At 58.6% G+C, this 13253-nt stretch carries 18 protein-coding genes; 8 read left to right on the top strand and 10 right to left on the bottom strand.

The window, feature by feature from the left end; genetic code table 11:
• The first annotated feature begins 7 nt into the window (after window positions 1-7).
• Genes PMI27_RS02615 through PMI27_RS02595 form a run of 5 tightly spaced genes read left to right on the top strand, consistent with a single transcriptional unit; the run spans window position 8 to window position 3767 of the window.
• On the top strand, window positions 8-415 hold the full coding sequence (locus PMI27_RS02615; protein WP_008148869.1) for a hypothetical protein: 408 nt from the start codon (window positions 8-10) through the stop codon (window positions 413-415).
• Entirely contained in the window at window positions 396-1772 is a 1377-nt protein-coding gene (locus tag PMI27_RS02610) for a class II fumarate hydratase (RefSeq protein ID WP_008148867.1), read from the top strand. Before PMI27_RS02615 ends, PMI27_RS02610 begins: the two co-directional genes overlap by 20 nt.
• Window positions 1773-1799: 27 nt before the next feature.
• Window positions 1800-2228: a hypothetical protein gene (locus PMI27_RS02605; RefSeq protein ID WP_008148865.1), complete on the top strand. Its 429-nt coding sequence runs from the start codon at window positions 1800-1802 to the stop codon at window positions 2226-2228.
• 1 nt (window position 2229) lies between these two features.
• Complete coding sequence (locus PMI27_RS02600; RefSeq protein WP_008148863.1) at window positions 2230-2841, top strand: superoxide dismutase; 612 nt, start codon at window positions 2230-2232, stop codon at window positions 2839-2841.
• A gap of 32 nt (window positions 2842-2873) precedes the next feature.
• Window positions 2874-3767: a ZIP family metal transporter gene (locus tag PMI27_RS02595; RefSeq protein WP_008148860.1), complete on the top strand. Its 894-nt coding sequence runs from the start codon at window positions 2874-2876 to the stop codon at window positions 3765-3767.
• A 105-nt stretch (window positions 3768-3872) separates the two neighbouring features.
• Here PMI27_RS02595 and PMI27_RS02590 read toward each other — a convergent pair whose 3' ends face one another.
• The 10 genes from PMI27_RS02590 to PMI27_RS02545 all read right to left on the bottom strand — a co-directional run bounded on the left by PMI27_RS02590 (window position 3873) and on the right by PMI27_RS02545 (window position 10900).
• Entirely contained in the window at window positions 3873-4148 is a 276-nt protein-coding gene (locus tag PMI27_RS02590) for an HPr family phosphocarrier protein (RefSeq protein WP_008150767.1), read from the bottom strand.
• A 15-nt stretch (window positions 4149-4163) separates the two neighbouring features.
• A complete protein-coding gene (gene rapZ / locus PMI27_RS02585) occupies window positions 4164-5021 on the bottom strand; it encodes an RNase adapter RapZ (RefSeq protein ID WP_008150765.1) in 858 nt (285 codons plus the stop codon).
• A gap of 2 nt (window positions 5022-5023) precedes the next feature.
• Window positions 5024-5488 (bottom strand): PTS IIA-like nitrogen regulatory protein PtsN, encoded by a 465-nt coding sequence (gene ptsN / locus PMI27_RS02580; protein ID WP_008150761.1) that lies wholly within the window; start codon window positions 5486-5488, stop codon window positions 5024-5026.
• 12 nt (window positions 5489-5500) lie between these two features.
• Window positions 5501-5809 (bottom strand): ribosome hibernation-promoting factor, HPF/YfiA family, encoded by a 309-nt coding sequence (gene hpf, locus PMI27_RS02575; protein ID WP_007941242.1) that lies wholly within the window; start codon window positions 5807-5809, stop codon window positions 5501-5503.
• Between the two features lie 74 nt (window positions 5810-5883).
• A complete protein-coding gene (locus tag PMI27_RS02570) occupies window positions 5884-7377 on the bottom strand; it encodes an RNA polymerase factor sigma-54 (RefSeq protein WP_033053633.1) in 1494 nt (497 codons plus the stop codon).
• A 184-nt stretch (window positions 7378-7561) separates the two neighbouring features.
• Entirely contained in the window at window positions 7562-8287 is a 726-nt protein-coding gene (gene lptB, locus PMI27_RS02565; protein WP_008150757.1) for an LPS export ABC transporter ATP-binding protein, read from the bottom strand.
• Window positions 8287-8835 carry a lipopolysaccharide transport periplasmic protein LptA gene (lptA, locus tag PMI27_RS02560; protein WP_008150755.1) on the bottom strand — a complete coding sequence of 183 codons (549 nt, stop codon included), beginning with the start codon at window positions 8833-8835 and terminating at the stop codon, window positions 8287-8289. Before lptA ends, lptB begins: the two co-directional genes overlap by 1 nt.
• The gene (gene lptC / locus PMI27_RS02555) at window positions 8822-9394 is read right to left on the bottom strand and encodes an LPS export ABC transporter periplasmic protein LptC (protein WP_008150753.1); all 573 of its coding nucleotides are present in this window, start codon (window positions 9392-9394) and stop codon (window positions 8822-8824) included. Before lptC ends, lptA begins: the two co-directional genes overlap by 14 nt.
• 7 nt (window positions 9395-9401) lie before the next feature.
• A complete protein-coding gene (locus PMI27_RS02550; protein WP_008150751.1) occupies window positions 9402-9926 on the bottom strand; it encodes a KdsC family phosphatase in 525 nt (174 codons plus the stop codon).
• The gene (locus tag PMI27_RS02545) at window positions 9926-10900 is read right to left on the bottom strand and encodes a KpsF/GutQ family sugar-phosphate isomerase (RefSeq protein WP_008150750.1); all 975 of its coding nucleotides are present in this window, start codon (window positions 10898-10900) and stop codon (window positions 9926-9928) included. The genes PMI27_RS02550 and PMI27_RS02545 overlap by 1 nt, the downstream gene beginning before the upstream one ends.
• Window positions 10901-11176: 276 nt before the next feature.
• On the opposite strand from PMI27_RS02545, the gene PMI27_RS02540 reads away from it, so the two are divergent.
• The 3 genes from PMI27_RS02540 to mlaD are packed head-to-tail and all read left to right on the top strand — an operon-like array spanning window position 11177 to window position 13250.
• Window positions 11177-11986, top strand: coding sequence for an ATP-binding cassette domain-containing protein (locus PMI27_RS02540; protein ID WP_008150748.1), 810 nt, complete (start codon window positions 11177-11179; stop codon window positions 11984-11986).
• Window positions 11986-12783: a lipid asymmetry maintenance ABC transporter permease subunit MlaE gene (gene mlaE / locus PMI27_RS02535; protein ID WP_008150745.1), complete on the top strand. Its 798-nt coding sequence runs from the start codon at window positions 11986-11988 to the stop codon at window positions 12781-12783. Before PMI27_RS02540 ends, mlaE begins: the two co-directional genes overlap by 1 nt.
• Window positions 12783-13250 carry an outer membrane lipid asymmetry maintenance protein MlaD gene (gene mlaD, locus PMI27_RS02530; RefSeq protein ID WP_008150743.1) on the top strand — a complete coding sequence of 156 codons (468 nt, stop codon included), beginning with the start codon at window positions 12783-12785 and terminating at the stop codon, window positions 13248-13250. Before mlaE ends, mlaD begins: the two co-directional genes overlap by 1 nt.
• Window positions 13251-13253: the final 3 nt, after the last annotated feature.

Raw genomic sequence — 13253 nt, forward strand, 5'->3', positions numbered from 1 at the left:
CCGGATCATGAGTTCTGCCTTGCACGAGCAGCCTTACCTCGAAAGCTGGCGCTGGATGAGTCGCCAGATCCGTTGCGCGATGGACCCTGACGAGCCTCGCCTGATCGAGCATTACCTGGCCGAAGGTCGGTATCTCGCCTGCTGCACGGCAACCTCTCCCTGGACCATCGCCGAAACTTCTTTCCGTCTATTGCTCGACACCGCCGCCGATGTCGCGCTGCCCTGGCACTGGCGCACCTACTGCCTGGACCAGGCCTGGCGCCCATTGCGCGATCTGGAACGCCTCTCATTGTGCAAGTGCCGCCTCAAGCGCTGGCAGAGCTACACCTGGCAACTGGCGATCTGCGAGTTGCAGCCCTCGATTCCTCTCATAGAACTGGTGCAAGGATTTTCTGATGACCAAGACACGCATTGAACGCGACAGCATGGGCGAACTTCAGGTCCCAGTGGATGCGCTCTATGGCGCACAGACCCAGCGTGCGGTGGATAACTTTCCCATCAGCGGCAAACCGATGCCCGTGCAGTTCATTCGCGCGTTGATTCTGGCCAAGGCCGCCGCTGCCCGAGCCAACGTCGAGCTCAAGCAAATCAGCGAATCCCAGGGCAAAGCCATCGTCGATGCGGCGCTGGGTCTGCTCCAAAGTGACTTCATGCAGCATTTCCCGGTGGATATCTACCAGACCGGTTCCGGCACCAGTTCGAACATGAACGCCAACGAAGTGATCGCCACCCTGGCCAGCCGCTTGCTCGGCGAGCCGGTGAACCCCAACGATCACGTGAATTGCGGCCAAAGCAGCAACGACATCATCCCGACCACTATCCACGTCAGTGCTGCGTTGGCGTTGCACGAGCAATTGTTGCCGGCGCTGGTGTGTCTGGTTCAGGTGATCGAGCGCAAGGCCGAAGAGGTTCATCACCACGTCAAAACCGGTCGCACTCACTTGATGGACGCGATGCCAGTGCGCATGAGCCAGGTGCTCAACGGTTGGGCGCAGCAGCTCAAGGCCAACATCGGTCATCTGCAGGATCTGCTGCCGAGTCTGCAATCCCTGGCTCAGGGCGGCACGGCGGTGGGCACTGGCATCAATGCTCATCCGCAATTCGCGGCGCGTTTCAGTGAGCAACTGAGCAAGCTGACCCAGGTGCAATTCAAACCGGGCGAGGATCTGTTTGCGCTGATCGGCTCACAGGACACGGCGGTCAGTGTTTCCGGTCAGCTCAAGGCCACGGCCGTTTCGCTGATGAAAATCGCCAACGACCTGCGCTGGATGAACTCCGGCCCACTGGCCGGTCTGGGTGAAATCGAACTCGAAGCCTTGCAGCCGGGTTCTTCGATCATGCCTGGCAAGGTCAACCCGGTGATCCCGGAAGCGACCGCCATGGTCGCCGCTCAGGTCATCGGCAATGACACGGTCATCACCATTGCCGGTCAGTCGGGCAATTTCGAGCTGAACGTGATGCTGCCGATCATCGCCCAGAACCTGCTGAGCAGCATCGAGTTGCTGGCCAACTCCAGCCACCTGCTGGGTGAAAAGGCCATCGCCAGCTTCAAGGTCAACGAAGCCAGGCTCAAGGAAGCGCTGTCGCGTAACCCGATCCTGGTCACCGCACTCAACCCGATCATTGGTTACCAAAAAGCCGCGGAGATCGCCAAGAAGGCCTATCAACAAGGCCGTCCGGTGATCGATGTTGCTCTGGAACACACCGACCTGACGCGCAGCCAACTGGAAGAGCTACTCAATCCAGAGAAGCTCACCGCAGGCGGCGTGTAATCATCGCAACCGCTTTGGAGGCTCACCATGGAGCACTGGAAACGCACGATCGAAAGGGCTAATCGCTGTTTCATGCTGGGCGAACTGGTCGATGCCCGCGAGGCTTACTTGCAGGCATTGGCCCTGGCCCAGGTGTTGTTCGAGCGCTGGGCGGATGCCGACGAAGCGGTGGCGGCCTGCGTGATTTCCCACCACAACCTGGCGGACCTGCATTTGCGTCTGAACCAGCCGGAGGAGAGCGCCGAGTACCTGTGCGCCATCCATCAGCGATTGTTGCAGACCATGCAGGACCCACGACTGGCGCCGGCCCTGCGTGAAGCAGCGTTGCGCCAGAGCAGCAAGACCTACGTCGAGCTGCTGAATTTCATCAGCGAGCACGGCGAATACCCGCGTACGCATCGATTGCTGCACATCGATGCCGCCTCGCCTGCGCCCCTACATCATGGAGTTCATTGAAATGGCTTTTACCTTACCTGCCTTGCCCTACGCCTATGACGCCCTGGAACCGCACATCGATGCGCAGACCATGGAAATCCACTACACCAAGCACCACCAAACCTACATCAACAACCTCAACGCTGCGGTCGAAGGCACCGAGTTTGCCGAGTGGCCGGTGGAGAAACTGGTGTCTGCTGTCCAGCAACTGCCGGAGAAGCTGCGCGCGGCGGTGATCAATCAGGGCGGCGGGCATGCCAACCATTCGCTGTTCTGGGAAGTGATGGCGCCCAACGGCGGCGGCCATCCTGAAGGCTCCCTGGCTGAGGCTATCGATGAGCAACTGGGCGGCCTGAGCAGTTTCAAGGAAGCCTTCACCAAAGCCGCGCTGACTCGTTTCGGCAGCGGCTGGGCGTGGCTCAGTGTGACGCCGCAAAAGACGCTGGTCGTTGAAAGCAGCGGCAATCAGGACAGTCCATTGATGAACGGCAATACGCCAATCCTCGGACTGGATGTCTGGGAGCACGCTTATTACCTGCAATACCAGAACCGTCGCCCGGAATACATCAACGCGTTCTACAACGTGATCAATTGGCCTGCAGTCGCTACGCGCTATCAGGCTGCACTGGTTTAAGACTTCTGCAAAAAAACAATCCAGGGCTGGCTATGGGCACTGAAACACTGGCGATCGGAAATGGACGAATGTTTCGTTACGCATTCGGATCGCTGTTACTGCTGGCAGGCATGACGTTAATGGTTGCCCAAGGCCTGGCGTGGCTGGACCTTGAGCCGAAACTGCTGCGCGCGCTACAAGGCGGGACGATCTGCGCCTTAGGCACTGCCTTGGGTGCGGTGCCCGTGCTGGTCATTCGACGGATGCCCCAGACAATCAGCGATACGCTGCTCGGCTTCGGGGCCGGGGTGATGCTCGCGGCGACAGCGTTTTCGTTGATCGTTCCGGGGATCTCTGCCGCTGAAAACCTGGGGCTGACGCCTTGGGCGGCCAGTGGACTGATCAGTTTCGGCATCATGCTGGGTGCGTTTGGATTGTTCCTGGTTGATCGCAAGGTGTCGGGTGCATCGCCGGAAATGCTCGTAGGCACGCTGGAGCGACCGGTCATCCCGCCGCGAATCTGGTTGTTTGTGTTTGCGATCATTGCCCACAACATCCCCGAAGGCATGGCGGTCGGTGTGTCGGCGGGGGGTGGCATGCCCGACGCCGATAGCCTTGCAATGGGCATCGCCTTGCAGGATGTGCCAGAAGGACTGGTGATCGCGTTGGTACTGGCCGGGGCGGGGATGTCGCGGGTCAAGGCGTTTCTGATCGGTGCTGCATCAGGTCTGGTCGAGCCGGTCTTCGCGTTGTTGTGCGCCTGGCTGGTGAGCCTGGCCGAATTGTTGTTGCCCTTGGGGTTGGCACTGGCGGCCGGGGCAATGTTGCTGGTGGTCACCCATGAAGTCATTCCCGAGTCGCGCCGCAATGGTCACGACAAGCTTGCAAGTCTTGGGTTGCTGATCGGGTTTTGCTTGATGATGGTGATGGATACAGCGCTCGCTTGAAACAGGATCAAAGGATCGCAGCCTCGTTTCACTCGACAGCTCCTACAGGCCTACGCTGATCTCTGTAGGAGCTGTCGAGTGAAACGAGGCTGCGATCTTTTGACCTTACTCGCCTTCGCCGAAGTAGTCATTGATCAAATTCACCAATGCCTGCATCGCCTCATCAGCCTGTTCGCCTTCGGTGCTCAGGTGGATTTTGGTGCCCTTGCCCGCAGCGAGCATCATCATTGCCATGATGCTTTTTCCGTCGACCGTGGATTCCGGCGTGCGTCCTACTCTGATCGTGCAATCCTTGAACTCACCGGCGACGCCAACGAATTTTGCAGAAGCGCGGGCATGCAGGCCCAGCTTGTTGATGATTTCAATTTCCAGAGCAGGCATCGCGGTGTGAATCCTTTAGCTGAGGTCGCGGTGGCGAACCTGGACGTTCTTCAGGGATTTTTGCAGGGCCTGGCCCAGACGTTCGGTCAGGTAGACGGAGCGGTGATGGCCGCCGGTGCAGCCAATGGCAATGGTGACATAAGCGCGGTTGCTGGCAGCAAAGCGGGGTAGCCACTTTAACAAGTAGGTGGAGATGTCCTGGAACATCTCTTCGACGTCAGGCTGCGCCGCCAGGTAATCGGCAACCGGTTGGTCGAGCCCGGATTGATCGCGCAACTCTGGCTTCCAGTAAGGGTTAGGCAGGCAGCGCACGTCGAACACCAGATCAGCGTCTACCGGCATTCCACGCTTGAAGCCGAAAGACTCCACCAGGAACGCCGTACCGGGTTCCGGCTGGTTCAGCAGGCGCAGCTTGATGGTATCTCGCAGCTGATACAGGTTCAGATTGGTGGTGTTTACTTTGAGATCGGCGAGGTCGGCAATCGGCCCGAGCAGGGCGGTCTCATCGTTGATGGCCTCGGCCAGCGAACGATTGGCATTGCTCAGCGGGTGACGACGGCGGGTTTCCGAGAAACGTTTGAGCAAGGTTTCTTCGTCGGCGTCCAGATAAAGCACATCACACTGGATATGCCGGCTGCGCACTTCTTCCAGCAGTTCGGGAAACCGCGACAAGTGACTCGGCAAGTTACGCGCATCGATCGATACGGCAACCAGCGGTTGCGCCAGCTCGGTATGGATCAACGCACGTTCGGCCAGTTCCGGCAGCAGACCGGCGGGCAGGTTGTCGATGCAGTAGTAGCCGTTGTCCTCGAGAACATCGAGTGCGGTACTTTTACCTGAGCCGGAGCGGCCACTGACGATGATCAAGCGCATGATTAATGACCGTTTTGCTCGTCCAGGACAACCTGATACAAGGCTTCATTGCTCGGGGCGCTGCGCAGTTTTTCGCGCACTTCCTTGCGGTCGAGCATGCTGGCGATCTGGCGCAGTAACTCCAGGTGCGCATCGGTAGCGGCTTGCGGGACCAGCAGAACGAACAGCAGGTCAACCGGGGCGCCGTCGATGGCGTCGAAATCGATGGGTGCATCAAGGTGCATCAGGGCACTGATGGGCGAGGTGCAGCCCTTCAGGCGGCAGTGGGGAATGGCGATGCCGTTGCCAAAACCGGTTGAGCCGAGTTTTTCACGGGCAATCAAAGCCTCGAAGACATCTTGCATCTCCAGATCCGGCACTTCTTTGTGGATAAGGTTGGCAATTTGCTCAAGGGCTTTCTTTTTACTGCCGCCCGGCACGTTCACGAGGGAACGGCCGGGGGTCAGGATGCTTTCAAGTCGGATCATGGGTTGGGAGTGTTAACGACCGGTCGCGCCCTGGAGGAGGCTTTGGGTCTTTTCCTTATGCTTTTTGAGTTGTTTATCCAGCTTGTCGGTCAGTGCGTCGATCGCCGCGTACATATCGGTATGCTCCGCGTTTGCGACCACTTCATTGCCGGGAATATGCAGCGTGGCTTCGATTTTCTGCTTGAGCTTTTCGACCGTCATCGTGACCTGCACGTTGGTGATCTTGTCGAAATGCCTCTCTAATCGTTCGAGTTTTTCGCCGATGTAGGTGCGAAGAGGTTCGGTCACTTCCAGTTGGTGTCCACTGATGTTGACTTGCATACAGCTTCTCCTTCGTTGCCAGTGCATAAAGCGGCAGGCAGAAATGCCTGCCACTGGAACGCTGTGGCGTGGCTCTACATCAACCGCTTGCGTTCGCTCGAAGGCGCGATCCCGAGGGATTCGCGGTACTTGGCGACGGTGCGGCGAGCCACCTGAATGCCTTGTGCCTCCAGTAAACCAGCGATCTTGCTGTCACTCAACGGCTTTTTCTGATTTTCAGCGGCAACCAGTTTTTTGATGATCGCGCGGATCGCCGTGGACGAGCATTCACCGCCCTCGGAGGTGCTGACGTGGCTGGAAAAAAAGTATTTCAGTTCATATATGCCCCGTGGGGTATGCATGAATTTCTGCGTGGTCACCCGTGAAATCGTCGACTCGTGCATGCCCACCGCTTCAGCGATGTCATGCAGGACCAGCGGTTTCATGGCTTCGTCGCCGTATTCCAGAAAACCGCGCTGATGCTCGACGATCTGGGTGGCTACTTTCATCAGGGTTTCGTTGCGGCTTTGCAGGCTCTTGATGAACCAGCGGGCCTCTTGCAACTGATTGCGCATGAAGGTGTTATCGGCACTGGTGTCAGCGCGGCGCACGAAACCGGCGTACTGAGCGTTGACCCGCAGTCGTGGCACGGATTCCTGGTTCAGCTCCACCAGCCAGCGCTCGTTGTCCTTGCGTACGATCACGTCGGGAACGACGTACTCGGCTTCGCTGGACTCGATTTGCGAGCCTGGGCGCGGGTTGAGGCTCTGCACCAGTTCAATCACCTGGCGCAGTTCGTCTTCCTTGAGCTTCATGCGACGCATCAGCTGGCTGTAATCGCGGCTGCCGAGCAGGTCGATGTAATCGGTGACCAGGCGTTTGGCCTCGACCAGCCAAGGCGTCTTGGCGGGCAACTGGCGCAATTGCAGCAGCAGGCATTCGCCCAGGTTGCGGGCGCCGATGCCAGCGGGTTCGAATTGCTGGATGCGGTGCAGGACGGCTTCGATCTCGTCCAGTTCGATGTCCAGTTCCGGGTCGAAGGCTTCGAGAATCTCCTCGAGGGTTTCGTCCAGGTAGCCCTGATTGTTAATGCAGTCGATCAGGGTCACGGCGATCAGGCGATCGGTGTCGGACATCGGGGCCAGGTTCAGTTGCCACAGCAGGTGGCTTTGCAGGCTTTCGCCGGCCGATGTCCGGGTGGTGAAGTCCCACTCGTCGTCATCGTTGCTCGGCAGGCTGCTGGCGCTGGTCTGGTAGACATCTTCCCACGCGGTATCGACGGGCAGTTCGTTGGGGATGCGCTCGTTCCAGTCGCCTTCCTCGAGGTTATCAACCGTCGGGGCGGTTTCCTGGTAGGAGGGTTCCTGAATGTCAGCGTTGGGTTGCTGTTCGGCTTTGTCGGCCAAGGGGTCGGCGTTATCGAAGTCGTCGCCTTCTTCCTGGCGTTCGAGCATCGGATTGGACTCCAGGGCCTCCTGGATTTCCTGTTGCAGGTCCAGGGTCGACAATTGGAGCAGGCGGATGGCCTGTTGCAGCTGCGGTGTCATCGTCAGCTGCTGGCCCATTCTCAAGACTAGCGATGGTTTCATGGCAGGGGCTTAACACCTTATTCGCCGGCGCACATGCGCCATCCACTACAGGGCGCCGGAGCGCCAAACATAAGCAAATTATATGCCCGAAACTGCAGCGTTTGCCTAGAGCGCTGTAACAATAAAAAAATGTTGATTTTTTATCGAGACGAGCGCCCGGGCAACCAGCCAGACACCTCAGTGCTTACAGGCGGAACTCATGGCCCAGATACACTTCCTTGACCAGGTCGTTGGCCAGGATGGTGGCAGAGTCACCTTCGGCGATCAGCTGGCCGTCGTTGACGATGTAGGCGGTTTCGCAGATATCCAGGGTTTCACGGACGTTGTGGTCAGTGATCAGCACACCAATGCCCTTGGCCTTGAGGTGATAGATGATCTGCTTGATGTCGCCCACCGAAATCGGGTCCACGCCGGCGAACGGTTCGTCGAGCAGGATGAATTTCGGGTTGGTAGCCAGTGCCCGGGCGATTTCCACACGGCGGCGTTCACCACCGGACAGGCTCATCCCGAGGTTGTCGCGGATGTGGCTGATGTGGAATTCCTGCAGCAGGCTTTCCAGCTCTTGGCGACGACCGGCCTTGTCGAGTTCCTTGCGGGTCTCGAGGATCGCCATGATGTTGTCGGCTACCGAGAGTTTGCGGAAGATCGATGCTTCTTGCGGAAGATAGCCGATGCCGGCCTTCGCACGACCGTGCATAGGCTGGTGGCTGACATCCAGATCGTCAATCAGTACGCGGCCCTGATCGGCCTGTACCAGGCCGACAATCATGTAAAAGCAGGTGGTCTTGCCGGCGCCGTTGGGACCTAACAGGCCGACGATCTGACCGCTATCGATCGACAGGCTGACGTCACGCACGACCTGGCGGCTCTTGTAGCTCTTTGCCAGATGCTGAGCTTTCAGAGTTGCCATTACTGGGCCTTTTGCTCGTCGGTTTTCTTCTTCGGCTGGATCACCATGTCGATGCGCGGACGCGACTCGGTGACCTTATTGCCCGTCGCGCGACCGGCGCTCGCCAGCTTTTTGACCGTGTCGTAGACGATTTTCTCGCCTTGGGTGACGTTGTTGTCCTTGTCGACAACTTTTGCCTTGTCGATCAGCACGACGCGGTTTTGCGCTGCGTGGTACTGGATGGTCACGCCCCAGCCCTGAACGGGTTTGGTGTCGCCTGCAGTTTGCAGTTGCTCGAAATAGGCGAGGTTGCCCACCGAAGTCACCACGTCAATGTCGCCGGTCGGCGTGCGGGTGATGGTCACGGTGTTGCCTTTAACGATCATCGAGCCCTGAGTGATGATCACATCACCTTTATAGGTGGCAACGCCATTCTTGTCGTCCAGCTGGGCATCGTCGGCCTGAATGCGGATAGGCTGCGCTTGATCGGTCGGCAGTGCCCAGGCGCTCACGCTTCCCAGTGCTGCGCTCAGACCGAGCAAAATAGGGAGGGTTTTAACGAGCCTCATACTGTCCTCTTACGTTCGATAGCAGGTGTATCCTGCTTTCTTTCAAATACGCTTTCATTCCCTTGCCAGTCGACACACCACCAGCGCCGTCGATTCTAACGGGTTGCTCGGTCTGCGCATATTGCTGCTGCGGGAACACTGTCATGCGGGTGGTGGTAATCAGGGTCTTGCGGTTTTTCTCGTCGAAGCGCGTGATGCGCACCGAGTCAATCAGTTCGACCTGAGTGCCGTCGGGATTCACTTCGCCGTGCTCGCTCTGGACATGCCACGGGAACTCGGTGCCGCGGAACATGTTCAGGTCGGGATTGGTCAACAGCGTCACTTCCGTGGCTTTCAGGTGTTCAACCTTGTCGGACGTCATTTCGTATTGCAGTTTGCCGTCCGGCAGATATTGCACGCTGTGGGCGTTGGTCGCGTAATAGTCGATCGCGGTTTCATCGGTCTTTGCCACCGGCTTGTCGAGGAAGCGTTCCGGGCTGATGTTCCAGTAGCCGACCGCCGCGAATATCGCTGCGATGCAACCGAACACCAGGAATTTGCGAATCTTTTTGCTCAGCATAGTTGGCTCACAGGTACGCGGCGTTTGCCGCATCAAGGCGGCCCTGCGCGCGCAGGATCAATTCGCAGAATTCGCGAGCGGCACCTTCGCCACCACGGGCCTGGGTGATGCCGTGGGCGTGTTCACGGACGAAGCTGGCGGCGTTTGCCACCGCCATGCCCAGGCCGGCGCGGCGAATCACCGGCAGGTCCGGCAGGTCGTCACCGAGATAGGCGACTTGCTCATAGCTTAGGTTGAGTTGGGAAAGAAGCTCGTCGAGCACCACCAGTTTGTCCTCGCGCCCCTGGTACACGTGTGGAATACCGAGGTTCTTCGCGCGTCGCTCGACCACCGGGGTCTTGCGGCCGCTGATGATAGCGGTCTGCACGCCGGCTGCCATCAACATCTTGATGCCTTGGCCGTCGAGGGTGTTGAACGTCTTGAATTCGCTGCCGTCTTCGAGGAAGTACAGGCGTCCGTCGGTCAGTACGCCATCGACGTCAAAAACTGCCAGTTTGATGTTCTTGCCGCGTTGCAGCAGGTCGGTGCTCATCACATTACTCCTGCGCGCAGCAGATCGGACAGGTTGAAGGCGCCGATCGGTCGGTCCTCCTTGTCCACCACTACCAGCGCGTTGATTCGATGGTCTTCCATGATTTTCAGGGCTTCGGCTGCCAGCATATCGGCCCGGGCGGTCTTGCCGTGGACGGTCATGACCTCGTCGATGGTCGTATGGTGGATGTCGATGGTCCGGTCAAGGGTGCGGCGCAAGTCGCCGTCGGTGAAGATCCCGGCCAGTTTGCCATCGGCCTCCACAATCGCGGTCATGCCCAGGCCCTTGCGGGTCATTTCCATCAAGGCGTCCTTGAGTAGTGTGCCACGTTGCACCTGGGGCAGTTCTGCGCCGGCGTGCATGACGGTTTCCACTTTCAGCAGCAGGCGTCGGCCAAGTGCGCCGCCGGGGTGGGAAAAGGCGAAATCTTCAGCGGTGAAACCGCGGGCTTCCAGCAGCGCAACGGCCAGGGCGTCGCCCATGACCAAGGCGGCAGTGGTCGACGAGGTCGGTGCCAGGTTGAGCGGACAGGCTTCGTGCTCGACGTGCACGTTGAGGTTGACCTCGGCAGCCTTCGCCAGCGGTGAATCAGGGTTGCCGGTCATGCTGATCAATTGAATGCCCAGACGCTTGATCAGCGGCAGCAGGGTGACGATTTCATTGGTGGAGCCGGAGTTCGACAATGCCAGGATGATGTCGTCGCGGGTGATCATGCCCATGTCGCCGTGGCTGGCTTCGGCCGGGTGCACGAAAAAGGCCGTGGTGCCGGTGCTGGCCAGGGTGGCGGCGATCTTGTTGCCGATGTGCCCCGATTTGCCCATGCCGACCACGACCACGCGCCCTTTGCTGGCCAGAATCATCTCGCAAGCGCGTACGAAATCTGCGTCGATACGGGGCAACAAGCCTTGTACGGCTTCCAGTTCGAGGCGGATGGTGCGTTGTGCTGATTGAATCAGGTCGCTGGATTGGCTCATGTCAGAAATCGTATAGCCTGATGAAAAGGCGGCGATTATAACGGTAATGATCGAAACCCTCACGCAAGTTCGTCGCGCTTTGTCATTCCCCGTTACCGAATCCCCCTGAATGGAAGCTTTTACCCCGTCATGTTACTCAACATGGCCCGGCTTGGGCCTTGGGCGCTTGGCCTTTGCAGTGATATAGTTCGCCGCCAGTTCGGCCTGCCCGGGATGTATGTGCTTTCGCCAGAAAGTCAGGCGTCCGAGTGAGAGGCTGCATCGCAAGGAGTTTAGATGAGTGCCGATAAAGCCTACGCGGTCGAGCTGAAGGGACTGACCTTCAAGCGCGGAACGCGCAGCATTTTCAATAACGTCGATATACGTATCCCGCGCGGCAAGGTCACCGGCATCATGGGGCCTTCCGGGTGTGGCAAGACTACGCTGTTGCGGCTGATGGGCGCACAGCTGCGGCCCACCAAAGGCGAAGTCTGGGTCAATGGACAGAACCTGCCGAAACTGTCACGCAGTGATCTGTTCGATGCGCGAAAGCACATGGGCGTGCTGTTTCAGAGTGGTGCACTGTTCACCGATCTCGATGTGTTCGAGAACGTGGCCTTTCCGCTACGCGTTCATACCGAACTTCCGGAAGAAATGATCCGGGATATCGTCCTGCTCAAATTGCAGGCCGTGGGTTTGCGTGGCGCCATCGACCTGATGCCTGACGAGTTGTCCGGCGGCATGAAACGTCGCGTCGCTTTGGCGCGGGCGATTGCCCTCGATCCGCAGATCCTCATGTATGACGAGCCCTTTGTCGGCCAGGACCCCATTGCCATGGGTGTGCTGGTGCGTCTGATCCGCCTGCTCAACGATGCGCTGGGCATCACCAGTATCGTGGTCTCCCACGACCTGGCCGAGACCGCGAGCATCGCCGATTACATCTATGTCGTCGGCGAAGGCCAGGTGTTGGGGCAGGGCACTCCCGAGGAGCTGATGAACTCGCAGGAGCCACGCATCCGTCAATTCATGACAGGCGAGCCTGACGGTCCGGTCGCCTATCACTTTCCAGCGACGGATTACCGCGCAGATCTTCTGGGGCAGCGTTGATGCGCAAGATTTCACTAATAGAACGGGTTCGCCGGTTCGGCCACTCTGGCATTGACGTGCTGGGGGTGTTTGGCCGTTCGGCGATATTCCTGTTTCATGCGTTGCTTGGCCGTGGCGGCATTGGCGGCGGTTTTGGCTTGCTGATCAAGCAGCTGCATTCGGTGGGCGTAATGTCCCTGGTGATCATCGTGGTCTCCGGGGTATTCATCGGCATGGTGCTGGCGCTGCAAGGCTTCAATATCCTGTCCAGCTATGGTTCGGAGCAGGCGGTTGGCCAGATGGTTGCGCTGACGCTGTTGCGCGAACTGGGGCCCGTGGTCACGGCATTGCTGTTCGCCGGGCGCGCCGGTTCGGCACTGACTGCCGAAATCGGCAACATGAAGTCCACCGAGCAGTTGTCCAGTCTGGAAATGATTGGTGTCGACCCGCTCAAGTACATCATTGCCCCGCGCCTGTGGGCCGGCTTCATTTCCCTGCCGGTGCTGGCGATGATCTTCAGCGTGGTGGGCATCTGGGGTGGTTCGTGGGTGGCCGTCGACTGGCTGGGTGTCTATGAAGGTTCCTACTGGTCCAACATGCAGAACAGCGTGACCTTTGCAGACGATGTGCTCAACGGCATCATCAAAAGCATCGTTTTCGCCTTTGTCGTGACCTGGATCGCCGTATTCCAAGGCTATGACTGCGAGCCCACTTCCGAGGGGATCAGTCGTGCCACTACCAAGACCGTGGTGTATGCCTCTTTGGCTGTACTCGGCCTGGACTTTATTCTGACCGCCTTGATGTTTGGAGATTTCTGATGCAAAACCGCACCCTGGAAATCGGTGTCGGCCTTTTCTTGCTGGCTGGCATCCTGGCTTTGCTGTTGCTGGCGTTGCGGGTGAGTGGCCTGTCCCCGAGCGCAACCACCGACACTTATAAACTTTATGCGTATTTCGACAATATCGCCGGTTTGACTGTCAGAGCTAAAGTGACCATGGCCGGTGTGACCATCGGCAAGGTCACGGCAATCGATCTGGATCGCGACAGTTTCACCGGTCGAGTGACCATGCAGCTGGAAAAACGCGTAGATAACCTGCCGACTGACTCCACTGCATCTATCCTGACCGCTGGCCTGTTGGGCGAGAAGTACATCGGTCTCAGCGTGGGCGGCGAAGAAGGCTTGCTCAAGGATGGCTCAACCATCCACGACACGCAGTCGTCGCTGGTACTCGAAGACCTGATCGGTAAATTTCTGCTCAATACCGTTAGTAAAGACGCCAAATGAGGA

Origin of the sequence: Pseudomonas sp. GM41(2012) (genome assembly GCF_000282315.2) — a bacterium.
Classification (GTDB): domain Bacteria; phylum Pseudomonadota; class Gammaproteobacteria; order Pseudomonadales; family Pseudomonadaceae; genus Aquipseudomonas.